At 65.3% G+C, this 23,773-nt stretch carries 22 protein-coding genes and 1 other RNA gene; 10 read left to right on the top strand and 13 right to left on the bottom strand.

Going from position 1 to position 23,773, the window contains the following annotated elements:
* Positions 1 to 60: 60 nt before the first annotated feature.
* Positions 61 to 1,200 carry a hypothetical protein gene (locus tag O9281_RS10295; protein WP_298185293.1) on the bottom strand — a complete coding sequence of 380 codons (1,140 nt, stop codon included), beginning with the start codon at positions 1,198 to 1,200 and terminating at the stop codon, positions 61 to 63.
* A complete protein-coding gene (locus tag O9281_RS10290) occupies positions 1,197 to 2,615 on the bottom strand; it encodes a glycosyl transferase family protein (protein WP_298185291.1) in 1,419 nt (472 codons plus the stop codon). The genes O9281_RS10295 and O9281_RS10290 overlap by 4 nt, the downstream gene beginning before the upstream one ends.
* Before the next feature lie 113 nt (positions 2,616 to 2,728).
* On the opposite strand from O9281_RS10290, the gene nhaA reads away from it, so the two are divergent.
* A complete protein-coding gene (nhaA, locus tag O9281_RS10285) occupies positions 2,729 to 3,907 on the top strand; it encodes a Na+/H+ antiporter NhaA (protein WP_298185290.1) in 1,179 nt (392 codons plus the stop codon).
* A 3-nt stretch (positions 3,908 to 3,910) separates the two neighbouring features.
* Here nhaA and O9281_RS10280 read toward each other — a convergent pair whose 3' ends face one another.
* Positions 3,911 to 4,345 carry a VOC family protein gene (locus tag O9281_RS10280; protein WP_298185289.1) on the bottom strand — a complete coding sequence of 145 codons (435 nt, stop codon included), beginning with the start codon at positions 4,343 to 4,345 and terminating at the stop codon, positions 3,911 to 3,913.
* Between the two features lie 97 nt (positions 4,346 to 4,442).
* Between O9281_RS10280 and O9281_RS10275 the strand changes: the two genes are divergently transcribed.
* The gene (locus O9281_RS10275) at positions 4,443 to 5,198 is read left to right on the top strand and encodes an SIMPL domain-containing protein (RefSeq protein WP_298185287.1); all 756 of its coding nucleotides are present in this window, start codon (positions 4,443 to 4,445) and stop codon (positions 5,196 to 5,198) included.
* Between the two features lie 80 nt (positions 5,199 to 5,278).
* On the opposite strand, the gene O9281_RS10270 is transcribed toward O9281_RS10275, so the two are convergent.
* Positions 5,279 to 6,034, bottom strand: coding sequence for a TorF family putative porin (locus tag O9281_RS10270; protein ID WP_298185285.1), 756 nt, complete (start codon positions 6,032 to 6,034; stop codon positions 5,279 to 5,281).
* Positions 6,035 to 6,263: 229 nt separating this feature from the next.
* Here O9281_RS10270 and O9281_RS10265 point away from each other — a divergent pair, with 229 nt between their 5' ends.
* A complete protein-coding gene (locus tag O9281_RS10265) occupies positions 6,264 to 7,058 on the top strand; it encodes a metallophosphoesterase (RefSeq protein WP_298185282.1) in 795 nt (264 codons plus the stop codon).
* Positions 7,059 to 7,062: 4 nt separating this feature from the next.
* Complete coding sequence (locus tag O9281_RS10260) at positions 7,063 to 8,373, top strand: UDP-glucose/GDP-mannose dehydrogenase family protein (protein ID WP_298185280.1); 1,311 nt, start codon at positions 7,063 to 7,065, stop codon at positions 8,371 to 8,373.
* Here the strand turns inward: O9281_RS10260 and rnpB are convergent.
* From rnpB to O9281_RS10245, 3 genes are all read right to left on the bottom strand, one after another.
* Positions 8,374 to 8,788, bottom strand: an RNA gene (rnpB, locus tag O9281_RS10255) — RNase P RNA component class A.
* Positions 8,789 to 8,796: 8 nt separating this feature from the next.
* Entirely contained in the window at positions 8,797 to 9,498 is a 702-nt protein-coding gene (locus O9281_RS10250) for an N-acetylmuramoyl-L-alanine amidase (protein ID WP_298185277.1), read from the bottom strand.
* 27 nt (positions 9,499 to 9,525) lie between these two features.
* Positions 9,526 to 10,167, bottom strand: a complete 642-nt coding sequence (locus O9281_RS10245; RefSeq protein WP_298185275.1) for a histidine phosphotransferase family protein — start codon at positions 10,165 to 10,167, stop codon at positions 9,526 to 9,528.
* Between the two features lie 168 nt (positions 10,168 to 10,335).
* Between O9281_RS10245 and O9281_RS10240 the strand changes: the two genes are divergently transcribed.
* Entirely contained in the window at positions 10,336 to 10,677 is a 342-nt protein-coding gene (locus tag O9281_RS10240) for a PilZ domain-containing protein (protein ID WP_298185273.1), read from the top strand.
* Here the strand turns inward: O9281_RS10240 and O9281_RS10235 are convergent.
* Positions 10,667 to 11,080 carry a M67 family metallopeptidase gene (locus O9281_RS10235; protein ID WP_298185577.1) on the bottom strand — a complete coding sequence of 138 codons (414 nt, stop codon included), beginning with the start codon at positions 11,078 to 11,080 and terminating at the stop codon, positions 10,667 to 10,669. The genes O9281_RS10240 and O9281_RS10235 overlap by 11 nt on opposite strands.
* A 16-nt stretch (positions 11,081 to 11,096) precedes the next feature.
* Between O9281_RS10235 and O9281_RS10230 the strand changes: the two genes are divergently transcribed.
* Both O9281_RS10230 and rpoH read left to right on the top strand, forming a co-directional pair.
* A complete protein-coding gene (locus tag O9281_RS10230) occupies positions 11,097 to 12,044 on the top strand; it encodes an RluA family pseudouridine synthase (protein WP_298185270.1) in 948 nt (315 codons plus the stop codon).
* Between the two features lie 99 nt (positions 12,045 to 12,143).
* On the top strand, positions 12,144 to 13,064 hold the full coding sequence (rpoH, locus tag O9281_RS10225) for an RNA polymerase sigma factor RpoH (protein ID WP_298185267.1): 921 nt from the start codon (positions 12,144 to 12,146) through the stop codon (positions 13,062 to 13,064).
* On the opposite strand, the gene O9281_RS10220 is transcribed toward rpoH, so the two are convergent.
* On the bottom strand, positions 13,061 to 14,116 hold the full coding sequence (locus O9281_RS10220; protein ID WP_298185265.1) for an AraC family transcriptional regulator: 1,056 nt from the start codon (positions 14,114 to 14,116) through the stop codon (positions 13,061 to 13,063). The genes rpoH and O9281_RS10220 overlap by 4 nt on opposite strands.
* Positions 14,117 to 14,270: 154 nt before the next feature.
* On the opposite strand from O9281_RS10220, the gene O9281_RS10215 reads away from it, so the two are divergent.
* Positions 14,271 to 15,026 carry a DUF2306 domain-containing protein gene (locus tag O9281_RS10215; protein WP_298185262.1) on the top strand — a complete coding sequence of 252 codons (756 nt, stop codon included), beginning with the start codon at positions 14,271 to 14,273 and terminating at the stop codon, positions 15,024 to 15,026.
* 35 nt (positions 15,027 to 15,061) lie between these two features.
* Here the strand turns inward: O9281_RS10215 and O9281_RS10210 are convergent, their stop codons facing one another.
* Both O9281_RS10210 and O9281_RS10205 read right to left on the bottom strand, forming a co-directional pair.
* Complete coding sequence (locus O9281_RS10210) at positions 15,062 to 16,570, bottom strand: carotenoid oxygenase family protein (RefSeq protein ID WP_298185260.1); 1,509 nt, start codon at positions 16,568 to 16,570, stop codon at positions 15,062 to 15,064.
* Positions 16,567 to 17,022, bottom strand: coding sequence for a DUF2141 domain-containing protein (locus O9281_RS10205; RefSeq protein WP_298185258.1), 456 nt, complete (start codon positions 17,020 to 17,022; stop codon positions 16,567 to 16,569). The genes O9281_RS10210 and O9281_RS10205 overlap by 4 nt, the downstream gene beginning before the upstream one ends.
* A gap of 172 nt (positions 17,023 to 17,194) precedes the next feature.
* Between O9281_RS10205 and O9281_RS10200 the strand changes: the two genes are divergently transcribed.
* Positions 17,195 to 17,965 (top strand): LytTR family DNA-binding domain-containing protein, encoded by a 771-nt coding sequence (locus O9281_RS10200; protein ID WP_298185255.1) that lies wholly within the window; start codon positions 17,195 to 17,197, stop codon positions 17,963 to 17,965.
* Between the two features lie 55 nt (positions 17,966 to 18,020).
* Positions 18,021 to 18,746 (top strand): monofunctional biosynthetic peptidoglycan transglycosylase, encoded by a 726-nt coding sequence (gene mtgA / locus O9281_RS10195; protein ID WP_298185253.1) that lies wholly within the window; start codon positions 18,021 to 18,023, stop codon positions 18,744 to 18,746.
* A gap of 16 nt (positions 18,747 to 18,762) precedes the next feature.
* On the opposite strand, the gene asnB is transcribed toward mtgA, so the two are convergent.
* The gene (gene asnB / locus O9281_RS10190; RefSeq protein WP_298185251.1) at positions 18,763 to 20,730 is read right to left on the bottom strand and encodes an asparagine synthase (glutamine-hydrolyzing); all 1,968 of its coding nucleotides are present in this window, start codon (positions 20,728 to 20,730) and stop codon (positions 18,763 to 18,765) included.
* 251 nt (positions 20,731 to 20,981) lie between these two features.
* Positions 20,982 to 23,657: a TonB-dependent receptor gene (locus O9281_RS10185; protein ID WP_298185249.1), complete on the bottom strand. Its 2,676-nt coding sequence runs from the start codon at positions 23,655 to 23,657 to the stop codon at positions 20,982 to 20,984.
* Positions 23,658 to 23,773: the final 116 nt, after the last annotated feature.

The raw sequence follows: 23,773 nt of genomic DNA, 5'->3' as shown, positions 1-23,773 counted from the left end.
CTCCCCGCCATCGCTAGCCCAGCGAAGCGGCGGAAAAAAGGCGTGGCAGGCTGAAAGAGCCTAGAAACCTGCGGACAGCGTCAGCGCTGCCCCCGATTGCGGCCTTGCCTGGCCGACGACCCGCAGCCGCCAGTCCGCCGCGAGCCGCGCCTGCCCCCCGCCAAGTGGGAAATCGAGCGTCGCGCTCGGCCCCAGGTCAAGCCGCCCGGCCCCGCGCTGCACCCCGCCCCAGGCTCCGCCCCCGGCGCGCAGCTCGGCCGACCCCAGCCGCGCCAGCGCCCGGTCGATCCGCACCTGGCCGTCAGCAAAGGGCGTGCCCGCCCGCCCGCCGACATAGCCAGCCTGACCATAGGCTTCGCCCCGCAACCCAGCGGGCAGCGCGAACCGGTCAAGTTCGGTGACCAGCATTACCGCCGGGCGCAGTGCCACCGATCCGGCGATGTTCGCCACCCGGACCTCGCCCGAAAGGGTAACCGGCACTCGCGGCAGGGGGCGCAGGGCAAGGCCCAGGGCCGCCTCCTCGCCGCGTGGGGCAGCGGTGGCGGCCGTGGCCCGCAGGTACAGGGCGGGTCGCATCCGGCTTGCCGGGGCCAGCCGATAGCGCGCCACTGCCCCTGCCTGGCTCGCACCATAGGCTGGCGGCGGCAGGCCGCCCGCGCCTGGCGCAAGGCCACCCTGACGCAACAGCAGCCAGCCATCGACCGACCAGCGCCGCACGGCTGCAGCCCGATCAGGCGTGACCGGCAATGATCCCAGGGATGGAGCGATCCCGGGCGCACCAAGGTTCGTCTGCTCACGCAGGAAGGAGGGCACCGGCAATTGGGCCAGCCCCGCAATCCAGGCGATCTGATGCGCTCCGGCAAGGCGCGGGCCATCACCCTGCGCCTGGACAGTGCCACCGGGTTCAAAACCGGGCAGAGCGCGCGGTGTGACAGGCAGCGCCGCCGGCGCTGCTTCCCGCCAATACGGCGGAGGCACGACAATCGGCCCGGGAGCTGGCCTGAGCGCTGCCGGTGGCGCCGCTGCCGCCCCATGGATCGCCGCAGGTTCCGGCGTGGCAGTGGCAATCGCTGCCACCGGAACGGACGGTAGGGTGAGGTCCTCCCACAGCAGCATGCGCAGACCGGCCCAGCCGGCAAGGACCAGTCCCAGCACGATCAGCGGCTGGCCGCGTCGCCCAGCTTGGGCAAGTCTCGTCACGCCGCCGCCCCGGCCCGCTTCAGCAGGGCGGGGTGGACCTGATGATCGGTCTTGTCCCAGGCGATCGTACCGCCGGCCAGGCTGCGGACATAGGCCACCAGCGCGCGGCGTCCGGCCATGATCGCAACCACGTTGGCAATCGGTATACGAAACAGCGATCGCAGCCCTTCGACCCAGCCATATTCGCGGCTGACGAACACCACCCGCAGCCCCGCGCGCCAGACCAGTCCCGCCAGGCCCAGCGCCAGCAACCCACCCTCGACCGGCGAGAGCGGCACTGCCGGTTGCCAGCCCGACAGGCGGGCCGCAAGCAGGACCGCATCGACCAGCAGCAGCAGATAGGCCGCGGCGAGCACGAGCGCCGTCAAAAGTCCGCGCTGGTCGCGCAGCGCCATCCACAGTTCAAGCGGACGACCGGTCCACCCCAGCCGGTCCCAGCCCTGGAAGGCAATACCATGAATCCAGAGGGTTTTCTGGCGAACCGCGGGAGCCAGCCGGTCAGGAAAGCAGCTGCGGGTGGCCACCAGCCCGCCTTCGGCATCGCGCAGTCGCAGGAACACCCCGCCGCGCCCGCGCCGCGAAAGGGTCAGGCCCAATTCGTAATCCTCGGTCAGGGCTTCGGGTGAGAAAGGTCCGGGCTGACCAAGCCGCGCCTGGTCTGCTGCGAGTGCTGTCACCGCCGCCCGCGCCAGACCGCAGCCAACCCCGGCTGCGGGCAGCGACAGCCCCAGCGCGCTGCGCACGACCAGCGCCTTGGCATGGCTTTCGGTGAACTCGTCGGCATAGTGCCCGGCCACCCAGCTCCCGCGGTGCGGGATCACCGGGTGGACCGGCAACTGGACAAAATCGACTGCATCGAGCGCCGCATCGATCGCAGTCAGGCCGGCGGGGTGCACCATGTCTTCGGCATCATGCAGCACGAGGCCCCGAAAGGCCCGGCCGCTGCGCCGTTCATCGATGCAGAGCGCGGCATAGAGCCGGTTGAGACAGTCGGCCTTGGTTGTAGGGCCGGGCGAGCCATGGATCACCAGTCGCAACCGCGGATCCCCACCGGCCGCAGCGATCACCGCGCCGATTGTGGGCGGATCGTTGCGATAGCAGCCGACATAGAGCCGCAATTCGGCTTGCGGCCAGGCGCCCAGGATATGCGCAACCGTTGTCCCGATCACCGGAGCCTCGGCATAGGCCGGGATCAGCACGGCCAGTGGTCCGGCCAGCGGCTGAGCGCCATAACCCGCCGGCAGTTGCCCGGTTCGGGCCCGGCCCGTCAGGCGCAACCACAGCCAGGTGAGATCGATCGCCAGTTCGTCGGCCAGTCCGACAACAATCCAGAAACCAGCAAACAGGAGCAGTTCGCGCTCGATCAGCAGCAGGCTGTGCAGCAACCAGCCCAGTTCGCCCGCCGGTCCAGCCATCCATTCAGCCCTTCCTCTGCCCTGCCGGTCCGGCAGCCATGCTCAGCCTGACCACGATCAGTAAGTCTACGGATACTTGCAAAGCCCGGAAATCTGGGGAAATGTACCGGGTCATGACCCGATCCCGCCACATCGCCTCGCGCCTCGCGCGCTTTCTGTCACGGCTGTTCGGCGGCGAAGCGGGTGCCGGCATCCTGCTGATCATGGCCGCCACGCTGGCCATGATTGCCGCCAACTCGCCGTTTTCAGGCGATTATCACGCCCTGCTCCATGCCCCGCTGCCGTGGACGCCAATCCCGAAGCTGGAAACCGCCCACCTGTGGATCAACGATGCGGTGATGGCGGTGTTCTTTTTCGTCGTCGGGCTGGAGATCAAGCGCGAGCTGATGGTGGGCGAACTGTCCACGCCGCAGCAGCGCCGCCTGCCTGTTTTCGCCGCCGCCGGTGGCATGGCCGTGCCGGCGCTGATCTTCCTGGCGGTGGTCTGGGGCAATGCGGAACTGGTCCGGGGTTGGGCGATCCCCGCGGCCACCGACATCGCCTTTGCCGTGGGCGTGCTGGCCCTGCTGGGCAAGCGCGCCCCGCCATCGCTGCGCCTGCTCCTGCTGACCGTGGCAATTGTCGACGATCTGGGGGCCGTGGCGATCATCGCCCTGTTCTATACCGCCCAGCTCAAGCTGGGCTGGCTGGCGGCCGGGGTCGGCGCGCTGCTTGTGATGGCCCTGCTCAACCGGATGAAGGTGCACAGCGGCTGGGCCTATGTGCCGCTGATCGTGATCGCCTGGTATTGCATCCTTCATTCGGGAGTCCATGCGACCGTAGCGGGGGTACTGGCGGCCTTCACCATCCCGCTGAAGCTTGAGGGGCATGGTGACAGCCTGCTCCTGCGCATGGAGCACGCCCTGGTGCCGTGGAGTGCCTATCTGGTGGTGCCGGTGTTCGGTTTTGCCAATGCCGGGGTGGAGCTTGGAGGCGGCGCGCTGACCGCACCGCTGACGCTGGGCATCGCCCTGGGGCTGGCGCTGGGCAAGCCGATCGGCATCTATGGCGCGATCCTGCTGGCCGAACGGACCGGCTTTGCCCGCCGCCCCGATGGCGCAAACGGCCAGCAGGTGATGGGTATGGCGATGCTGTGCGGCATCGGCTTTACCATGAGCCTGTTCATCGGCGCCCTGGCCTTCCCCGGCAATGCCGTACTGATCGACGAGGCCAAGCTGGGCGTCCTGTGCGGATCGCTGGTTTCGGCCCTGGCAGGCTTTGCTCTGCTGCGATTTGCCCCGCAGCGCGGCTGAACCTTACCAGCTGCCGACGTTGGGCATCGAGGCCCAGGGTTCCTGCGGCGGCAGGTGCCCATCCTGGAGCAGTTCGACCGAAATCCCGTCCGGCGACTTGACGAAAGCCATGTGCCCGTCGCGCGGCGGGCGATGGATCGTGTGCCCGGCATCAAGCAGCGCCTGACAGGTGGCGTAGATATTCTCCACTCGATAGGCGAGGTGCCCGAAATTGCGCCCGCCGGTATAGGTCTCGCCTTCGCCATTCTCCGGCGGCCAGTTGTAGGTCAGTTCGACCTCGGCCAATCCCTCCTGACCGGGCGCGGCCAGGAAGATCAGGGTAAAGCGCCCCTGCTCGCTGTCGAACCGGCGCACCTCCTTAAGCCCGATCAGTTCGAAGAAGGCCACCGTGGCGGCAGGATCGGTGACGCGGATCATGGTGTGCAGGTACTTGGTCACGATAGCTCCCGAAACGGTTCGTCGCGCATAAGAAACAGTTCATCGAGCAGAAAGCCGGTTGAGGTTAGGTTGGACACCTCACACCGGGAGACCGCCGATGTCCGACCTTACCGCCGAAACCCCCGCCTCCGCCAGCCGTTTCTGGCGCGATCCCGCCAACCAGCGCTGGCTGGCCAGTGCCACGGTGCTGGCGATTGGCCTGGTTGCCGGGGGCTACCTGCTCGGCAACGGCCTGGTCCGCGCCCGCGATGCGGACCGTTCGGTCACCGTGCGAGGCCTGGCCGAGCGCGATGTCACCGCCGATCTGGCGACCTGGACGATCGCCTATTCGGCCACGGCTGGAGACCTGGCCACGGCCCAGGCCAGCGTCGACCGGGATTCGGCCAGCATCCGCGCTTTCTTCCGCGAACTGGGCTTTCCAGCCGATGACCTGCAACCGACCGGGGCGAATGTCAGCCAGTTCAGCGACAACGGCGTGCAGCGCTTCACCGTGCACCAGCGGATGAGCCTGCGCACCACCGACATCAAGCGTGCCCAGGCCGCCGTCAGGCGTCAGTTCGAGCTGGTCCGGCGCGGGGTCGTGCTGGAAGAGGGGTCGGGCATGGCCTTCACCTTTACCCGGCTCAACGCGATCAAGCCGGCAATGGTTGCCGCCGCAACCAAGGATGCCCGCGCTTCGGCCGAGCAGTTCGCCAAGGACAGCGGCACCAGCGTGGGCGAAATCAAGAGCGCCACCCAGGGCTATTTCGAAGTCACCGCGCGCGACGGGGATTCGGGCGCTGGCTGGGGGGTGTCGGACACGCCCTACAAGAAGGTCCGCGTGGTAACGACGGTGGACTTCTACCTGCGTTAGCCACGACGGATCGCGGAAAAGACAAAGCGGCCTGCCCCGAGCGCTGAGGACAGGCCGCCCTGCTCACCCCGTGGGGTTACTCAGAAGGAGTACTTCAGCGTCCCGACCACGGTATCGTTCGAGAAACCGTCAATCGAACGGCCATCGACGCCGATATAAGCAACGCCGATCGACAGGCCCTTGTACAGCGTGGCGCTGGCCGAGAGGCTGTAGTCCCAGCCCCCGCCGGTGCCGGCCAGGGTCAGCAGCTTCGGCGAAAGCGCGCCGTCGGTGTAGCCGGCATGGGCGGTAACCGTCACCGGGGTATCCGGGATCGCCAGCGACCAGTCGGTGTAGAGATAGACGTTGTCATCGCCGCCCAGCGAATCCTGCTTCCAGGCATAGTTGATGCCGAACTTGGCGCTGGCCGGACCGAACGCGGCGGTCAGCGAGGCATAGGGTTCGAACACGTTGCCATCGCCGAAGCTGCCGCCCGGATAGACGTAATAGAGCAGGCCGACGTCGGCGGTCAGGCCGCTGCTGATCTTGCCGGTCCAGCCCGCATAGATATCGACTTCGGTCGAGCCGTAGATGTCCAGCGCATCTTGCTCGAGGCTGGACGCCCAGGTGCCGGCATAAAGGCCGCTCGAGTGGTTGACCTGGACCGAACCCTGCACGGCAAAATCGCCGCCCGACAGCGACAGGCCGCGGAAGCGGTAGTCAGTGACCAGCGCAACGCTGCCGGTAACGGTGATATCCGAAGGCGGATCGGTTTCCTCGGCAAAGGCCGGGGTAGCTGCCAGCGCGGAGCCAGCGATAAGAGTTGCAGCAACGAGGCTGCGGACGGACGTGAGCATGGCAATCTTCCTGTACGATTGTTGGTGCTTCGTCCCACCTGCGCCCGGTCCTTGCCACTCGTTGCGGCAGCATTCGCTCCGGACGAATCGGCTTTGGCATAGTTTTGTTGCAGCGCACAAGAAGCAGGCATGCAAAAATTGCGCTTGGCTGGCGACTGTGCCTTTTCGGTAACGGTCACCTGCGCCGCATTGTCGCTGGCCCTGCCCCCGGCTATAAGCGAATCCTCCAATGCTTTCCCGCCTACGCCAGCTTTTCCGGGCCGCCGAGCCCGCCAACACCGCCACGCTTCCCGCGGGCCAGCGGGCCTATGCCGTGGGTGACATTCATGGTCGGGCTGATCTCTTTGCCGCGCTGATCGCCGCAATCGATGCGGACGATGCCGCGCGCGGCCCGGCCGAGACCACCGTGATCCTGCTGGGCGATCTGATCGATCGCGGGCCCGACAGTGCCGGTGTGATCCGCCTCGCGCGCGAATGGCAGGCCCGGCGACCAGTCCGCATCCTGACCGGCAATCACGAGGAGATGTTCCTCGACGCACTCGAGAAGCCGGAAGTGATGCGCCACTTCCTGCGCTTTGGCGGGCGCGAGACGCTGCTGAGCTATCCGATCGATCCGCTGGAATACACGCGGGCCGAACTGGACGAAGTTGTCGCCCTGGCGCGGGGGGCCGTCCCGGCCGGGGATATCGCCTTTATCCAGAGCTTCGAGGACCAGGTGGCGCTGGGCGATTATCTGTTCGTCCACGCCGGGTTTCGGCGGGGCGTGCCGCTGGACGTCCCGCGGCAAAGCGACCTGCGCTGGATTCGCGAACCGTTCCTCGATCACCCGGAAAGCTTCGGGCCGGTGGTGATCCACGGCCACACGATCACCGAGCAGGCTGAATTCCGGCCCAACCGGATCGGCATCGATACCGGGGCCTATCGCAGCGGCAGGTTGACCGCGCTGGGCCTGGAAAGCACAGAGCGCTGGCTGATCGGCGCAATCGAACAGGATGGCGCGGTTCGCGTCGTCGAAGGGGTTTAGACAGATGAAGATCGCAATGGTTGGCTCGGGCTACGTCGGGCTGGTTTCCGGTGCCTGTTTCGCCGACTTCGGGCACGAAGTGGTCTGCATCGACAAGGATCCGGCCAAGATCGACAGCCTGAAGGCCGGGATCATGCCGATCTACGAACCAGGCCTGGCCGAACTGGTGGCGGGCAACGTCAAGGCCGGCCGCCTGTCGTTCACGACCGACCTGGCCCAGGGCATTGCCGGTGCCAGCGCGATCTTCATCGCGGTGGGCACCCCCAGCCGCCGCGGCGATGGCCACGCCGACCTGTCATTCGTCTATGCCGTGGCCGAGGAAATCGGCCAGAACCTGAAGAACGACGCGGTGATCGTCACCAAGTCGACCGTCCCGGTCGGCACCGGGGACGAGGTGGAGCGGATCCTGGCGGACAGCGGCCTCGGCGTGCGCTTTGCCGTCGCCTCCAATCCTGAGTTCCTGCGCGAAGGCGCGGCGATCGGCGATTTCAAGCACCCCGACCGGATCGTGGTCGGCACCGAGGACGAATGGGCCAAGGGCGTGATGACCGAAGTTTACCGCCCGCTGTTCCTCAACAAGTCGCCGATCCTGTTCACCAGCCGCCGCTCTTCGGAACTGATCAAATATGCCGCCAATGCCTTCCTCGCGGTGAAGATCACCTTCATCAACGAGATGGCCGACCTGTGCGAAAAGGTTGGCGCAGACGTGCAGGACGTGGCCCGCGGGATCGGCATGGACAATCGCATCGGGTCCAAGTTCCTGCACGCTGGGCCGGGTTATGGCGGCTCGTGCTTCCCCAAGGACACGCTGGCCCTGCTCAAGACCGCCGAGGATTACGAGGCTCCGACCCGGATCGTCGAAGCCGTGGTCAAGGTCAACGACAGCCGCAAGCGCGCGATGGGCCGCAAGGTGATCGAGGCCCTGGGCGGCATGGACGCGGCGCGCGGTAAGAAGGTTGCCATGCTCGGCCTGACCTTCAAGCCCAATACCGATGACATGCGCGACAGCCCTTCGATCGCGATTGCCATGGCGCTGGCCGATGCCGGGGCGCAGGTGGCGGCTTACGATCCGGAAGGGATGGAACTGGCCCGCCCGCTGATGCCCGAAGTGACGATGGCCGCCAATGCCTATGCCGCAATCGAGGGCGCCGACGCTACCGTGATCGTCACCGAATGGGACGCCTTCCGCGCGCTCGATCTTGATCGGATCAAGCAGATCGCCAAGGCCCCGGTGCTGGTCGACCTGCGCAATGTCTACGACCCGGCCGAAGTCCGGGCCAAGGGCTTTGCCTATTCCAGCGTTGGCCGGGTGTAATTCGCCAGGGGGCCTGTAAGCCGGGTTCTGTAGCGCGGACGGTATCCCACAAGAGACCGTATCCGCACTGGCAGCCATTCCTCTCGGCGACGGATTGCTCCGCCGCTCCAGCAACCAACCCGGGCGGTCGGGTCCGAAACTGACCTGTCCTGCCTTGCGGTAGAACGTGCCGCCCCTATTCGGTCTTGCTCCGGGTGGGGTTTGCCGTGCGAGCCCTGTTACCAGGGCCCCGGTGCGCTCTTACCGCACCCTTTCACCCTTACCCCGGATCAAGTCCGGGGCGGTCTGCTCTCTGTGGCACTTTCCCTGGGCTTCGCTGCAAGCAACTCGCCCGGCGGGCATTACCCGCCACCCTTGTTTCTTGGAGCCCGGACTTTCCTCGGCACTTGCGTGACGCGGCTGCCCGGCCCCCTGGCGAAGGGACTATCTAGTCTTTCCGCTGTCGCGATCCAACAACAAAGAGAACAGGATCGCGGAACACTCCCCGTCGACCACTCCATCGATGATGTGCGGACGCCAGCGCCGCTGAAAAGCGCGGACGGTGGCGGCGGGATCGGAGATGTCATAGCCGAAGCGTTCGAGCGCGAGGAAGAAGGCTCCATCGTTCTCGAACGGGCTGGGCATCGAAACCCGCGGGGTCTTGAGCGCCAGCCGGTGCGCCGCGAGCAGGTCCCAGTCGAACAGCTCGCCCGGATCTTCCTTGCGCGCCGGGGCGACATCGGAATGGCCGACCACATTGGCGCGGGGAATGTCGTGGCGCTGGACGATCTCCGCCAGCAGCGGCAGCAGAGCCTCCATCTGGGCATCAGGGAACGGGCGATAGCCGAATTCGTGCCCGGGGTTGACCAGCTCGATCCCGACGCTGGCCGAATTGACGTCGGTGATCCCGCGCCAATAGCTCTTGCCGGCATGCCAGGCGCGGCGATCCTCGCGCACCAGCCGGTGGACCGTGCCGTCTTCCTCGATCAGGTAATGGGCGGAAACCTGCGCCGCCTCGTCGCACAGCCGGGCCAGCGCTTCCTCGGCGGTCTGCATGCCGGTGTAATGCAGCACCACCATCGAAACCGGCAATTGCCGCTCGTTCCAGTTGGGCGACGGGCTTTCAAAGTCGATCAGCTCGTCCATTTCCCCTCCGCAGCCAGCTCTGGCCCATCAGGCTCCGGGCAGCACCGCACCCAGTACCAGCGCATCCTCGGTCAGCGCGAATTGCAGGCCGCCGCCCTGACGCGCGGCAATCTGATACAACATGAAGGCCGGGGCATTGCGGCTGGTCAGGCCATCGTCGCCCAACACCCCTTCCAGCGCCGCGCCGATCGCCTGGTCGAACGCGATCCGCGGACCGGCGGCGCGCACCACGATCTCGCTGGCCCCGCCGCGGCTCTCGGCACCGATATCCAGCGTGCCCCCGCGCACCAGGGCTTCCATGCCGAGCAAGGCGAAGTTCAGCAGCACCTTGACCGCGGGCTTCGGCATCGCGGTCACGCCCAGCGCCCAGTTGACGCTGACCCGCGCGTTGTTCCCGGCGAGGGCATCGACCAGCGCGCGCGGTTCCTCGACGGCGACCATATCGCCAAAGCCACCCGCCGCACCAAAGGCCAGGCGGAAGAACTTGAGCTTGTCGGCGCTGATCTTCGCGCTCTGCTCCAGCAGTTCGAAGCAGCGCTTGCGCATTTCCGGGTCCTTCTCCTCGGCCAGCAGTTCAAGGCCATTGGAGAGAGCGCCGACCGGGCTCAGCATGTCGTGGCAAAGCCGCGAGGCAAGCAGGCTGGCAAGGTCAAGCGTGTAATCAGTCATGTAATGCGGATCCCGAGTTTCCCTCCCCATATCCCGGCAGGAGTCGCAGGGGAAGCGCCAGATCGAACCATTTGGTTGGCGGCGGCAGACCGCGCCGAAAAACCGCCCCGGCTTTCACCCTTGCTTTACCGTGATGCTTCACACTTCGGATCGAAAGGAGCTTGCGGAATGGGTTGGATTCTGGGGCAACTGATCGAAGCCAGCGATGCAGGTGAACGCCGCAACGAGCCGCGCATGCGGCTGGGACTGGAACTTGACATGCCCTCCGGCTCGCGCGGACTGGTGCGGGTGCTCGACCTTTCGCCATCGGGCATGATGATCCATTGCGAACATCCGTTCGAACCCGGCGACCGCATGCTGGTCGAACTGCCCGAGGCCGGGACGATCGAAGCGCGGGTCATCTGGAAACGGATGACGCTGCTGGGCTGCGAATTCTGCGAGCCCTTGTCACGCGCCGCCCTGGCCGCGATGCAATTGCGCGCCCCGCCCGCGACCGCGACTACCGGCTGAGTGGCGCAACGCTGGCGACAAGCGTTACCGGCTGGGCGGCAAAGCCTTGCGGCAGATCGCACCACCAGCCGATTTCATCCCTGGTCACGATCGCCCAGACCCGGCCATCCCCGCTCGCGCTCGCCCGATCGGTCGGCGAGGGCGCGGCCTTCCCCGCCGGGTGCGAGTGGTAATAGCCCAGCACCTGTGGCCCGCCACCGCGCGCGGCCCGATGGGCGGCAATCAGCGTGGCCGGATCGATCTCGAAATGGCGGGCCGGATCGGGGTGCACGTTGGCACAGGGCAGCGCCTGTTCGATCAGCCGGCCGCGCCCCAGCAGCAGGCCGCAGCACTCAAGCGGGTGCGCCCGTGTCGCTTCTTCGCGCAGTGTGGCAATCGCGCCACTTGTCACCGCCAAGTCCATCCCCAACTGGATAGCGATGAACGGGGGAGATTCCATCATTTCCGGCACCCTGCCCGGCGGGGAGCGGCTCGACAAGGCCCTGGCCGAAGCCAGTGGCCTGTCGCGTGAGCGGGTCAAGGCGCTGCTCGGCGAAGGGCGGATTTCGCTGGCTGGGCAGGTAGCCACCCAGGCCAGCCTGAAGCCCGGCCCCGGCACCGCTTTTGCCATTGCCGTCCCCGCCGCGATTCCGGCCACGGCCGCAGCGCAGGACATTCCACTCGCGATCGTGTTCGAGGATGAGCACCTGATCGTGGTCGACAAGCCGGCTGGGCTGGTGGTCCATCCCGCCGCCGGCAACCTCGATGGCACTCTGGTCAACGCCCTGCTGCACCATTGCCGGGGGCAGCTTTCGGGCATCGGCGGCGTGGCCCGGCCGGGGATCGTCCACCGGATCGACAAGGATACCTCGGGCCTCCTCGTGGTCGCCAAGACCGACGCCGCGCACGAGGGGCTGGCCCGGCAATTTGCCGATCACTCGATCCACCGCGCCTATCGCGCCGTGGTGGCCGGAACGCCGGTCCCGCCGAGCGGGACGGTGCGCGGCAACATCGGGCGTTCAGCAACCAACCGCAAGAAAATGGCGCTGGTTGCCGAAGGCCATGGCAAGCATGCCGTGACCCATTTCAAGACCATCGAAAGCTTCGTTTCCGCCAGTCTGATCGAATGCCGGCTCGAAACCGGCCGCACCCACCAGGTGCGCGTTCACATGGCGTCAATCGGCCATCCGCTATTGGGCGATCCCGACTATGGACGCACACCGCAGCGGCTTCGCCCGATTCTCACCCAGCTTCACTTCGCCCGGCAGGCTCTGCACGCTGCAGAGCTGGGCTTCATCCATCCCGTCACGGGGGTGGCGCAAAGCTTTGCTTCCGCGCTGCCTGCCGACATGGCGGGGCTGTTGGTCGAATTGAGGAACGCAAGCTGAGCGATCAGTGTAACTAGGAAGTCTGTGTGGCTGCCACCGCGAAGATGCCTCTAAAGGGTCTTTTAACGGCAAGCCGACAATGAAAGGACGGTTAGTCGAATGTCCGAGAAGAAGCGCAACCTGCCAGCCGATGGCAAAAGCACCATGCCCAGCCTGGGCGCGGAGCAGAGCCTCAACCGCTATCTGACCGAGATCAAGAAGTTCCCGGTGCTGACGGCGGAGCAGGAATACATGCTCGCCAAGCGTTATCAGGAGCACCAGGATCCCGAAGCCGCCAAGCAGCTGGTCACAAGCCACCTGCGGCTCGTCGCCAAGATCGCGATGGGCTATCGCGGCTATGGCCTGCCGGTGTCGGAACTGATTGCCGAGGGCAACATCGGGCTGATGCAGGGCGTCAAGAAATTCGAACCCGATCGCGGCTTCCGCCTGGCCACCTATGCCATGTGGTGGATCAAGGCGAGCATGCAGGAATTCATCCTGCGCTCCTGGTCGCTGGTCAAGATGGGGACCACCGCCGCGCAGAAGAAGCTGTTCTTCAACCTGCGCCGGATGAAGAAGAACCTCGACGCCTACGAGGATTCGGATCTCCACCCCGATCAGGTCAAGGCCATCGCCACCAAGCTGGGCGTGTCAGAGACCGAAGTGGTCAACATGAACCGCCGGATGATGATGGGCGGCGATGCTTCGCTGAACGTCTCGTTCAACGAGGACGGCGAAGGCCAGTGGCAGGACATGCTGCAGGACGATACGCCGCTGCAGGACGAGATGGTGGCCGATGCCGAAGAGGCAACGATGCGTCACGCCCTGCTGACCGAAGCACTGGGCAGCCTCAACGAGCGTGAGCGCCATATCCTGACCCAGCGCCGCCTGATCGACGATCCGCAGACGCTTGAGGAGCTGAGCCAGGAATACCAGGTCAGCCGCGAGCGTGTTCGCCAGATCGAGGTCCGCGCCTTCGAAAAGCTCCAGAAGGCCATGCTGCGCATCGCTGGTGAGCGGCGACTGCTGACGGCAGCCTAAATGTTGCGGTGCGCCCGGCGCCACGCGCCGGGCGCGACCCCTTCGCGGCGCTTGAACGCGCGCGAGAAGGCCGAAACGTCGGAATAGCCCAGCAGGTAGGCGATCTCGTTGAGCGAGGCCCGCCCCTGTTCAAGGTAACCCCGGGCAAACCGGTGGCGCAGATCGGCCAGCAGGTCTTCAAAGGTGGTGCCTTCGGCCCGCAGCGCACGGTATAACCCCTGCCCGCTCAGCCCCAGCTGCCGCGCCACCCCCTCGGCTGTGACAGTGCCCGTATGCAAGACCGGCAGGACCGCCCGCTCGACCTGTCCGGCGACTGACCGGGCTGCATCCAGCTCGGCTAGCAGAGTGTCGGCATGGGCGCAGAACAGCGCAAAGGCATAGCGCGGATAGAGCGCGATCCGATGGGTCTGCCAGGCCTCGCTCACCCGCATGGCGTTGCGCGCAGCGCCGAAGCGCACCGGCACGCCCAGCGCGCGGGCCAGTTCGGCGCCCTGGCCATGATCCTGGTGCGTCACCTCGGCCAGGCTGGCATAGGGCGTATCGCCGAACTGCCGGGTGCCCACCACCATGCGCACGAAGGTCGATTCCGTCAGCTCGGGAAAGAGCGGATCATCGATCCGGTGGTCGGTCAGCCACAGACCGTCGGCCTCGCGGGTCAGCACGAACCGCGCCGGGCCGGTAACGGCGATGTCGGTCACCAGCCGTCCGAACCGGTTGAGCTGGTCCAGCGCATCGCGCATCGTCTCAGACGCATAGCCCAGCAGGCCGACGATCGAGAGATCGGCGAAGTTGGTAGCCTCCGCAAAATGGACGGCCAGCGCGGGATCGTCACATTGCCGCGCGGCGAGGCGGAACATCGCGGCATAGCGATCAAGCGGCACCCGCCGGTTGATTTCCTCGGTGCGTCCATCCAGCCCGACTGGCTTGAGCAGGGCGGTCCGGTCGGCACCACGATCGGCAGCAAAATCGATCAGGCCCAATGCCATGCTGGCGACAACCGACTGACGCGGCACCGTGCCGGAAGATGTCAAAGGGTTGTCGGCCAGGGTCATTTTCGATTGCTGTATTATCAAGATAATACGCGCCCGGCAATCCCGCCGATCGAGTGCTGCTACAATGGCTTCTGCCGCAGAGAAACATCCATACCCACAGGCCCCAACCGGCCCTTCGCCCAAGGCACGCGCCCGCCGTCAACTCGACCTTGCGGTGCGTGGCTGGTTTGCCGCCACGGTGCTGGGCCAGGGGCTGTTCATCGCCTTCATCCTCCTGTTCTATTACACCAGCGTCTTCAGCGGGGATTTCGCGGCCTGGAACGCCAAGCCCATGATCACCGGCTATGTGGAAGGTGACGGCACCGGCAACCAGCAATTCGCGCTGCATGTTCTGGCCGCCGCGATCATGACCTCGTGTGGGCTGTTGCAGCTGGTGCCGCAAATCCGCACCCGTTGGCCTGTGCTCCATCGCTGGAGCGGACGGATGTTCCTGGCCATGGCGGTCATTCTGTCGATCGGGGGGCTGTGGCTGGTCTGGGTGCGCGGCAGCTACATGACAATTCCGGGCGCCATTGCCATCTCGATGGACGGGCTGTTGATCCTGTGGTTCGGCACCATGGCCTGGATCACCGCCCGCCAGCGCAATTTCGCGACCCATCGGCGCTGGGCGCTGCGCACCTTCATCGTCGCCAGCGGGGTCTGGTTCATGCGCGTTGGCTATGTCGTCTGGGGCGTATTGACTGGCGGCGCGGGGATCGAGCGGGGCCTTTCGGGTCCGTTCGACCTGTTCTGGGCCTTTGCCACCCACCTGCTCCCGCTGGCCGTTCTGGAACTCTACCTGCGGGCTGAACGTGGTTCTCCCATGGCCCAGCGCGCCATGGCCGGTGGGCTCTGGCTGGCCATGGTGCTGATCCTCGGCGGCAGCCTGGGGGTGTGGTACTTCAGGTGGTGGCCGGCCATCACGGCCTAGCGGGAAAGCAAGCGATGGCCGGCCGCCGCCGGGCTTCACACGAACTGCGCGTGAAGCCGCAGCGGCTGGGCCAGGTCCAGCCAGGCCTTGGCGATCGGGCCACGCTCCAGATCGCGCGCGTCGATCACGGTGAGCGCGGTCTTGCCCAGCCGCCAGTTGAGCGCTGAGCCAACCAGCCAGCCATGATCCTCGCGTCGGCCCTTCGGGTCAGGCACGAACACGTGCTCCTCAACCAGCCAGTCCGGCCCGAATTCACAAACCTGATGGGCATTGCGATCGAGGTCGATCTTGGTCACTGCGGTAAACCAGCCTTCCGGGTTACCGCCGGTCAGCGCGCTGGCATAAACATATCGGTTGCGCCGGGTTCGCAGTGCCGGATTGATCACCGGGAACTCGGTCCGGGCCATGATCGGCTCGAACCGCGGTGCCCCTTTCGGCGGCAAGATTACAAGGCAGGTGGCGCTGCCCCAGGTCGGAAAACGCCCTTCCATCGGCTTGAAGAATTCTAGCATCTCGTCGCCATTGGGATCGTGCACGATGTCGAAGCGGATCGTGCCATCCGCCTCTTCCCAGCCATTGCCGAAGTGAAAGGCGAAGCCCGGGGGAAGCTCGGCCTGGCGAACAAGCTCGAAGCTTTCGCGATCGAACACGTGGACCTTCATCGGCTTGCCAGCCACCCCGCGCATGGAACCAAACGATCCATTGATCAACGACTGGCGTCCGTCCGGCGCCGTCGAGCACTGGACCAGCACCAGTGAGCGCTCGGTCAGGATGAAGTCGTGGTAATAGCCGGGCTGACCAAGCGGCTGCACCCTGGCCGCCTCCAACCGCCCGGTTTGATCCAGCCGGTAAAGCAGCACCCGGCTGCCGAGCGAGCCGACGTTCCAGACCCGGCCATCGGCTCCGACCCGCGGGTGGGCGCTGAACGGCGCGCCGCCTGTTCCGTCACCCAGATCAACATGGTTCCCGGCGGCCAGGCTGGCAGGATCGAGTTGCAGCGGGCTGCCCCCCTCCCACAGCGCCCACAAGGCTCCGTTGACCGGCAGCACCGCCGTGTTGGATGGATTGACGCTGTTGGCGCCCGCAAAGGCGGCGGCGGGGCGGATGCCGCCACCCGAAACTGGCAGCACGAACTGTCCGGCCTTGTGCTCGGTCCGGAACTTCGGCGTTGCCGCAAAGCGGCTGCGATAGCTGACGCCTTGCGGCCCGATCGACCAGCGCTGGATCAGGCCATCGCCGTCGAACCAGTGTCGGTACCGATCGCTGCCGTGCTCGAACAGGCCTGGCCCGTTGCGGTAAAGGACTCCCGCCAGTCCGCGCGGCAGCCGTCCCTCGATCCGCGCCGCCTGATCATGCTCAGTCCCGTTCACAAAGGCGATCAGACGCGGATCCGCATCAAGCAGGGCCTGTGTCCAGGTTGTTGGCGGCGAGGGCAACGGCGCAGCCCGGGCGGTACTGGCGGTTGTCAGCCCCAAAGCGGTCAGACCCGTGGCAGCCCCGGCCAGGAAGTGGCGGCGATGCATCGGCTGCGGAAAGCCGCTCATGGTGCGTAGGCCAGCACGGCGATGGCGGTGGTCCTGCCGGTCACAGTTACCTTCATCTTCTCGAACGGCGGTATGCCACCCTGCACCTGGGTCACGTTCGAAAAGCCGAAGCCTTCCGTGGGGATGCCGGCCAGGTTCATCTCCACCCTGCCGTTGTCGTTCTCGTCATGGAACAACTGCACGGCATAGTCGCCGGCCGGCAGATTGCGGAATGTCAGGATCACCTGCCCGGTCCGCGCCGGTTCGACCGCATAGCCGACTGTTTCCGCAGCAGCATCCGGACCCTTGCGGGCGAGCAACTGCGCCCGCAACTGGCCCTCGTCGGAGCGCACACCTTCGACCGTCAGGGTCAGCGTATTGGTCGTTGTTGCAGCCGGATTGCCGGCAATGGCGCTGGCAGCTGCGAACAGGGCAAGCACAGGCAGGCCATAGCGGATCGGAAGATGGGTCATACTCGGATTACTCCTTGGGATGAGTTCCTGTCCGGCAGTTGCCCGGTCAGGAAGTTGGCCCCGCCTGTCGCCGCCTTGACCCCTTTGCCAAGCGCGATTACGCCAGTTGCGTCTCGCGCTTCGCGAACTGCAAGGCCGCTGACGGACAAGGACATCACTGTTCCCGCTACCGATGTTTCAGCGCTCGCCAACCCTCCGCTTTCTTGCCTGGCCGCTGGTCGCCTGCCTGCTGGCGGGCCTTCTCCTGGCACTGCTCGCCCCGTTCGAGACCGCGCGGATCTTCACCGTGGAACAGCGACTGCTGTTCTGGCCGATCGCCAGCTTGCTGGGCGGGGGATTACTGCTGGCGCTCTATCTGGTTGGTCGCGGCATGGGGCGCGACTGGGGTGTAAGTGCGTGGCTGTGGCTGCCCCTGTCCGCGCTGGTTGCGGCGGCACCGGAAACGCTGATCGTGCAATCGGTGGCCCGCGCGGTTGATCCGCAGGTCGAGTTGCTGCCCTTTGCCCAGCTGTTCCCGTCGGTGCTGCTGTTGTGCCTGCCGCTGCAGGCAGTGTTGCAGTTGGTGCTGCGCCAGACTGGCGAACCCCAGACCATTGTCGTCAGCCCGAAGGACGTGCCAGCAGATCCTCCGCTGTTTGGGCGGTTGCCGCCGCACCTTGGATCGGAAATCCTGTGCATCAAGACAGAGGATCACTACCTTCAGGTCCATACGGATCGCGGCCAGGCGCTGATCCTGATGCGGATGGCCGATGCGGAGCAGGCCCTGGCCGACCAGGGATTGCGGGTTCACCGCGGTTGGTGGGTGGCGCGCCATGCAGTCTCGCGGACAGAACTCAGCGACGGGAAGCTGACCTTGACCCTTGTCAACGGCCTGGAAGTGCCCGTCGCGCGTGATCGGCGGCGGCTGGTCGAGGCCGAGGGGTGGCTCCCCCGCAGCACGTGAAGCCTGCGCGCTCGCGCTTTACCTGCACCACACACCTTGGCTACACGTGTCAGCGATGCTGAAGTTTCTTTCGCCCACGCGTCCCGCCGCCAAGCATGGCCTGGCCTACAACATCGGCTGGTGGATCGGGCGCCTGATTGTCTGGTTCCTGTTGCTGAGCGTCGGGATCACCGTGCTCTACAAGTTCGTGCCGGTGCCGGTGACGATCACGATGGTCGCCGATCCGAATGGCTTTACCAAGGACTGGACTCCGCTCAGCCGGATCGATCGCAACATGGTTGCCGCCGTGATCGCGGGGGAGGACGCCAAGTTCTGTTCGCACCAGGGCTTTGATGCGGACGCGATCGAGCAAGCGATCGCGCGCAACCAGCGCGGCGGCAAGCTGCGCGGCGGATCGACGATCAGCCAGCAGACCGCCAAGAACGTGTTCCTGTGGCAGGGCTGGGGCTGGGATCGCTATGTCCGCAAGGGGCTGGAGACCTGGTTCACTTTCCTGATCGAGCACATCTGGGGCAAGCGCCGGATCATGGAGGTCTACCTCAACGTCGCGGAAACCGGGATCGGCACCTATGGCGTCGAAGCCGGGGCGCAACGCTATTACAAGAAGAGCGCCGCCCGCCTGACCCGGGTCGAAGCGGCACGGATCGCCGCTGCCTTGCCCAGCCCGAAGAAGCGCGCTGTCACCGGGGCCAAGGGCTTCACCCGCCGCCACGGAAATGTCATCGCCGCGCGCAGCGGCGTGGTCCGCAACGAAGCGCTCGACGCCTGCGTCTATCGCTAGGCTAGACCTGCTGGTGTCAAAGGTCGTGATCGTCGGCCATTAGCCATGACTGCAGCATCAATGCCGACCAGATCGGATAACCCAGGCCGGCCTCCCCGCCCTTAAGCCGACGCCACAAGCGGTTGATCCGTTTGCCATCGAACACGGCGGTCCGGGCCAAGGCCGCCGGCGCAAGCAGGTCTTCAGCCCATCCGGACAGCGGACCGCGCAGCCAGTCGTCCAGCGGGATGATGAAGCCTTGTTTGGGCCGATCAATCAGGTGACGCGGCACATGGCGAAACAGCACATCGCGCATGATCTGCTTGCCGCCATCTGCACCGAACAATGCCGCATCGGACAAGGACCATCCAAAGTCCAAAATCCTTGCATCAAGCAGTGGCGCCCGGGTCTCTAGCGAGAACGCCATCGCTGCCCGGTCGACCTTCACAAGAATGTCCCCTGGCAGGTAACTCGCCGCATCGCTGGCCATCAGCCAGCGGGCCATTCCAAGATCAGAGAAAAGCTCCGGCGCTGCGCAAGGCAGGCGCGGATCTTCCAGTTGCGCTCGCAGTTGTTCAGGCAGCAGCGCGCGGCCCCCGCCGGGGATCCTTGCGAAATCATCATGGAAAGCACCCGGATCATCGCGGTTGGCAAACAGGCGCGCCGCGCGACCTAACCGGCCCGGCAGATTGGCGGGATGCAAGCTGCCAAGGCCAACGGCATCGAACGCAGAGCTGGTCAAGGCCGCCAGGTGGCCCGCCCCTCTGGCCAGCTTGGCGCGGGCCCGCAATCCAGGCGACGAATAGGCAAGGTTGCGGGCCCAAACCTGCGCGCCTCGCTGAAATCGCGGATAGCCGCCGAACAGCTCGTCACCGCCGTCGCCGGTAAGGGCGACGGTGATATCCTGCCTGGCCAGCCGCGAAAGCAGCAGGGTGGGCAATTGCGAACAGTCAGCAAATGGTTCGTCGTAGTAGCGATGCAGATCGGGAATCAGGGCCAGCGCGTCGGCTGGCTCAAAGATCGCTTCGGTATGCTCGGTCCCCAGGTGTTCGGCCACAGCCCGCGCATGCGGTGCTTCGTTAAAGCGCGGGTCGGTAAAGCCGATCGAATAGGTTTTGACCCGCCCTCCGCTTTGCTGTTGCAGAATGGCGGTAACCAGCGACGAATCGATACCTCCAGACAGGAAACTGCCAAGCGGAACATCGCTGAGCATCTGCGATCGTACGACCTCGACAAGCAAGGCTTCAAACTGATCAGGGGCATCCTGCATAGGCAGCCGCCGGGCAACAGATGATTGTTCGATCGCCTTCTGCTGATCCCACCAGGCGCGCTGAGCACCAGCGACCCCGCCGCGCACCTCAACCAGGTGACCAGCCCGTACCTTGGCAACACCAGCATGAATGGAAAGCGGATCCGGCACATACTGATAGGTCAGCATGGCTGCCATCGCTTCCGGATCGGGGCGATTGTCAAAACCGGGCAGACGACGCAGCGCCCGCAGTTCGGAGGCAAAAGCAAAAGCCTCGCCAACCTTGCCAAAGTAGACCGGTTTTTCGCCTGCTCGATCGCGGGCCAAAGTCAGGACGTGATCCTGACGATCCCACAGGCCCAGGGCAAACATGCCGTAACTGGCCGAGAGGGCTGCTTCCAAACCCCAGCATTCGATAGCCGCGATCAAGGTCTCGGTATCGCTATGACCGCGCCAAACCAGGTCGGGCCGCGAGCTGGCGAGCCGCTCGCGCAGTTCAAGGTGATTGTAGATCTCGCCGTTCAGAACCAGCCAGTACCGGCCAGACGGGCTCACCATCGGCTGGGCGCCGGCAGAGCTCAGGTCAACAATCGCGAGCCGGGCGTGGCTGAACAAAACCCCGCTTTGCGTATCGAACATGACGCCACTGGCATCCGGGCCGCGCCGCCGGAGTGCTGCAGCCATTGCCATGCCATGGCTTCTGGCCTTGTCTTCAGGCTGTCCGCCCGGCCACCATGCCCCCGCAATCCCGCACATTATCGCAGCCCAGCAACCTCTATTCGATCACGGCGGCGACTCGGGCGCGCGCGTGCAGTGACATACCAGTAAGAAGTATCATTATGTATCAAACTGTATCAGGAATAGTACCTACTTGATTTGCTAACCGTTAGGCAACTGTTTCTCTAGTCAGCGAGCGAAGCCCAATCCTGGGATCGCAAACGAAAAGGGGGGAGGCGTTGCCTCCCCCCCCTCGAATTTCAAACCGGGCAATACGCCGGCCGAAACGATCAGAACTTGAACACCACCGTGCCGCTGATCGTGCGCGGCGCGCCGATCTGAACGAACTGCGGGTTGCCATAGGAAGCAACGCCCGTGGCGCGGTTGAAGCTGCCCAGCTGGCTCAGGCCACCGCCGAAACCACCAACGTAGAAGCTGTTGGTCAGGTTGTAGACGTTGAACTGCAGGTAGGTCTTGTCGTTCAGCCCCAGGAACTCGAGGTTCACGCGGGCGTCGAGGTTGACCAGCCAGTAGGCTGCGGCCGTTGCGGCATAGACCTGGGTCGGTGCAGCCGGAGCAACCGGAGTAGTGCAGACCACCGGGGTGCCCGAGCAAGCCTTGGCGCCCACCGGCACGAACGAACCGGTGAAAGTCGCCTCGTTGGTGTCGTAGATGAAGCGTTCACCGGTACGCTTGGCGGTCAGGCCGATTTCGACCGGGCCGAGCGTGCCGCGGATGGTGCCACCCCAGCTGTACTTGGGCGAACCGGCTTCGCGCTTGCCAGCGGTCGGCGCGAAGATCGGGGTGCCATCGGCGTTTTCACCGATCAGCAGGTTGTCCTTGATCTCCGACTTCATCACCGAACCGAAGACGTAGAAGGTCAGCGCGTCGATCGGCTGGAAGGCGATCGAGCCATCGACCCCGTACTTCTTCACGTTGCCCAGGTTACGGAACACGTTGACGTCGAGGTCCGGATCGTAGGCGCTCGCCGTGCGGTTCTGAAACTGGTTGTAGTAGCCCGAGATCTGCGCCTGGACCTTGCCCGAGCGCATGCGCAGGCCAAGATCGAAGTTGTCGGTGGTTTCCGGCTTCGGACGGGTACCCGCCGTGTTCGGAGCGAAGAAGAACGAGTTGTAGAGGCTGTCCGTACCCGGCACCGACAGACCCTGCGAGAAGTTGCCGAAGACCGAGAGGTCGTCGGTCAGCTTGTAGGTGAAGCCGATGTTGGGCAGGATCTTGTTGTAATCGAAGATCCGCTGCTGCGGGCCCTGGATGGTCGGGTTCAGCGTGGCATATTGCGTCACGAGTGCCGCGTTGCCGCCGAAGCATTCCACGAAACCGCCAGCCGAGCTGGTGAAGCAGTTCTGGTTCAGGTTGCGGCGGAAGAACGGCGCACGGACACCGGCAGTAACGACCAGCCCGCCATCCATGAACTCGCCGCGATATTCGGCCGAGACCTGGTGCAGGATCGCATAGGACAGACGGTCACGCTTCTGCAGGATCGCGCCATTCACGTCCTTTTCCGGGGTGTTGACCGAGAAAACGTCAAGCGGCTCACCATTCACGCCCTGGAGGCTCACTTCACCGGTCTGGCGGTGACGCGCACGGTCATAGGTGTAGGTGAGGCGGACGGTGTTGGTGTCGTCCAGTTCCCAGCGCAGGCCGGTGATCACGCCGATGCGGTGAGTCTGGGTCTGGCTCGGCGAGAGCACGGTGACCGCGTCAAGCGCGTCGCCGTCGCCGTTGATGTCACGGCCGAAGAAGGCCGAGCCACCGAGGTAACCGGCAACGCAGGTGTTGGTCGCGCTGCTGGGCGTAGTGCGGCAGGTTGCGACGTTGGCAGTACCGCCAGCCGGGTTGATGTCGCGCAGGCCTTCCTGAGCGGTCGAGGTGCCGCCGCCGTTGGCCTTGACGTACTGATAGCTGGGATCGACCGTCAGCACGAGGTTATCGGCCAGGGTGAAGCGCGAGCTCAGGCGCAGGTTGCCGGTGTTCGACGGGTTGTAGCGGCGATCGAACTCGGTGCCGCAGGTGCTGGCCGTGTTGGCAACGCCATTCACCCCCGGCGCGACGAGGCAAGGATAGTTGATGTTGTACTTGCGCTCATCGGCATTGGCCGGGAAGCGGTTGCCCGAACCCGAGCCAACCACGCGGCCAGCATCTAGGCGCAGCGGCAGCGAACCGAAGAAGTTGTTACGGTTCTGGTTGTAGTGGCCGGCCAGTGAGATGAAGTCGTCACCCGACAGCGGCTGGTACACGCGGAAGTTGTACTGCTGCTTGTTGACCTTGCCATAGTTGTTGAACGGGTTGTCGTTGGTCGCACGGCTGGCCGAAACCCAGGCGCGCAGGCCGCTGGCGTTCAGATCGCCGGTTTCGACCTTGGCGAAAATGCGCATGAAGTCGAACTGGCCGGCCGAACCCGACAGCATGACACCGAAATCGCGGTCCGGACGCTTGGTGCGCAGGTTGACGGTGCCGCCGACCGCCGAGGCGGTCGGGCTGTCGACGTCGGTCGTGCCGAGGTTGACGTTGACCTGCTCGATCAGTTCGGGGTCGATCTGCTGGTTCGAATAGATCGCGTAGTTGCCCGAATCGTTCAGCTGGATGCCGTCGAAGGTCAGGCTGATGCGGTCGGCCGAGAAGCCGCGGATGTTGAGCGTACCGCCCGACGAACCGTAGGCATCGTTGTTCTGGAAGCTGACGCCAGGGATCTGGTTGATCGTGTCGAGGATCGTCTGGCCCGGGTTCTGGCGCTCGATGTTCTCCGAGGTCAGCACGGCCTTGGCCTTCGAGGTGTCGGGAGCAGAAATCCCGCCAACCTGCTGGACCCCGGTGCGGGTGCCGGTGACGATGATTTCCTTTTCGAACTCGATCGAGCCGGTCGACTGGGCGAAAGCGGGCGCGCTCAGCGCGGCAACGCCGATGGCGAGGCTGCTGGCGGCAGTGGTCAGAACGTTGAGACGCATGGCGAGAGCTTTCCCTGTTGTGGCGAAACTTGCGAAAACACACGAAGTGGCCGCCGGACGAATCGCCCGTGGCGCTGGCTGCGCACGCTAATAGCGGGGCAGCGCCGCACACTAAA

Source organism: Novosphingobium sp., assembly GCF_027531025.1.
GTDB lineage: Bacteria > Pseudomonadota > Alphaproteobacteria > Sphingomonadales > Sphingomonadaceae > Novosphingobium.
Note: the sequence above shows the minus strand (reverse complement) of the source record. Positions and strands in the feature narration are given on the sequence as shown.

Excerpts from the sequence above, each read along its gene's own strand:
- O9281_RS10290 (WP_298185291.1), bottom strand. The coding sequence starts at position 2,615 with ATGGCTGGACCGGCGGGCGAACTGGGCTGGTTGCTGCACAGCCTGCTG.
- nhaA (WP_298185290.1), top strand. The coding sequence starts at position 2,729 with ATGACCCGATCCCGCCACATCGCCTCGCGCCTCGCGCGCTTTCTGTCA.
- O9281_RS10275 (WP_298185287.1), top strand. The coding sequence starts at position 4,443 with ATGTCCGACCTTACCGCCGAAACCCCCGCCTCCGCCAGCCGTTTCTGG.
- O9281_RS10270 (WP_298185285.1), bottom strand. The coding sequence starts at position 6,034 with ATGCTCACGTCCGTCCGCAGCCTCGTTGCTGCAACTCTTATCGCTGGC.
- O9281_RS10265 (WP_298185282.1), top strand. The coding sequence starts at position 6,264 with ATGCTTTCCCGCCTACGCCAGCTTTTCCGGGCCGCCGAGCCCGCCAAC.
- O9281_RS10260 (WP_298185280.1), top strand. The coding sequence starts at position 7,063 with ATGAAGATCGCAATGGTTGGCTCGGGCTACGTCGGGCTGGTTTCCGGT.
- O9281_RS10250 (WP_298185277.1), bottom strand. The coding sequence starts at position 9,498 with ATGGACGAGCTGATCGACTTTGAAAGCCCGTCGCCCAACTGGAACGAG.
- O9281_RS10245 (WP_298185275.1), bottom strand. The coding sequence starts at position 10,167 with ATGACTGATTACACGCTTGACCTTGCCAGCCTGCTTGCCTCGCGGCTT.
- O9281_RS10240 (WP_298185273.1), top strand. The coding sequence starts at position 10,336 with ATGGGTTGGATTCTGGGGCAACTGATCGAAGCCAGCGATGCAGGTGAA.
- O9281_RS10235 (WP_298185577.1), bottom strand. The coding sequence starts at position 11,080 with ATGGACTTGGCGGTGACAAGTGGCGCGATTGCCACACTGCGCGAAGAA.
- O9281_RS10230 (WP_298185270.1), top strand. The coding sequence starts at position 11,097 with ATGAACGGGGGAGATTCCATCATTTCCGGCACCCTGCCCGGCGGGGAG.
- rpoH (WP_298185267.1), top strand. The coding sequence starts at position 12,144 with ATGTCCGAGAAGAAGCGCAACCTGCCAGCCGATGGCAAAAGCACCATG.
- O9281_RS10220 (WP_298185265.1), bottom strand. The coding sequence starts at position 14,116 with ATGACCCTGGCCGACAACCCTTTGACATCTTCCGGCACGGTGCCGCGT.
- O9281_RS10210 (WP_298185260.1), bottom strand. The coding sequence starts at position 16,570 with ATGAGCGGCTTTCCGCAGCCGATGCATCGCCGCCACTTCCTGGCCGGG.
- O9281_RS10205 (WP_298185258.1), bottom strand. The coding sequence starts at position 17,022 with ATGACCCATCTTCCGATCCGCTATGGCCTGCCTGTGCTTGCCCTGTTC.
- O9281_RS10200 (WP_298185255.1), top strand. The coding sequence starts at position 17,195 with ATGTTTCAGCGCTCGCCAACCCTCCGCTTTCTTGCCTGGCCGCTGGTC.
- mtgA (WP_298185253.1), top strand. The coding sequence starts at position 18,021 with ATGCTGAAGTTTCTTTCGCCCACGCGTCCCGCCGCCAAGCATGGCCTG.
- asnB (WP_298185251.1), bottom strand. The coding sequence starts at position 20,730 with ATGTGCGGGATTGCGGGGGCATGGTGGCCGGGCGGACAGCCTGAAGAC.
- O9281_RS10185 (WP_298185249.1), bottom strand. The coding sequence starts at position 23,657 with ATGCGTCTCAACGTTCTGACCACTGCCGCCAGCAGCCTCGCCATCGGC.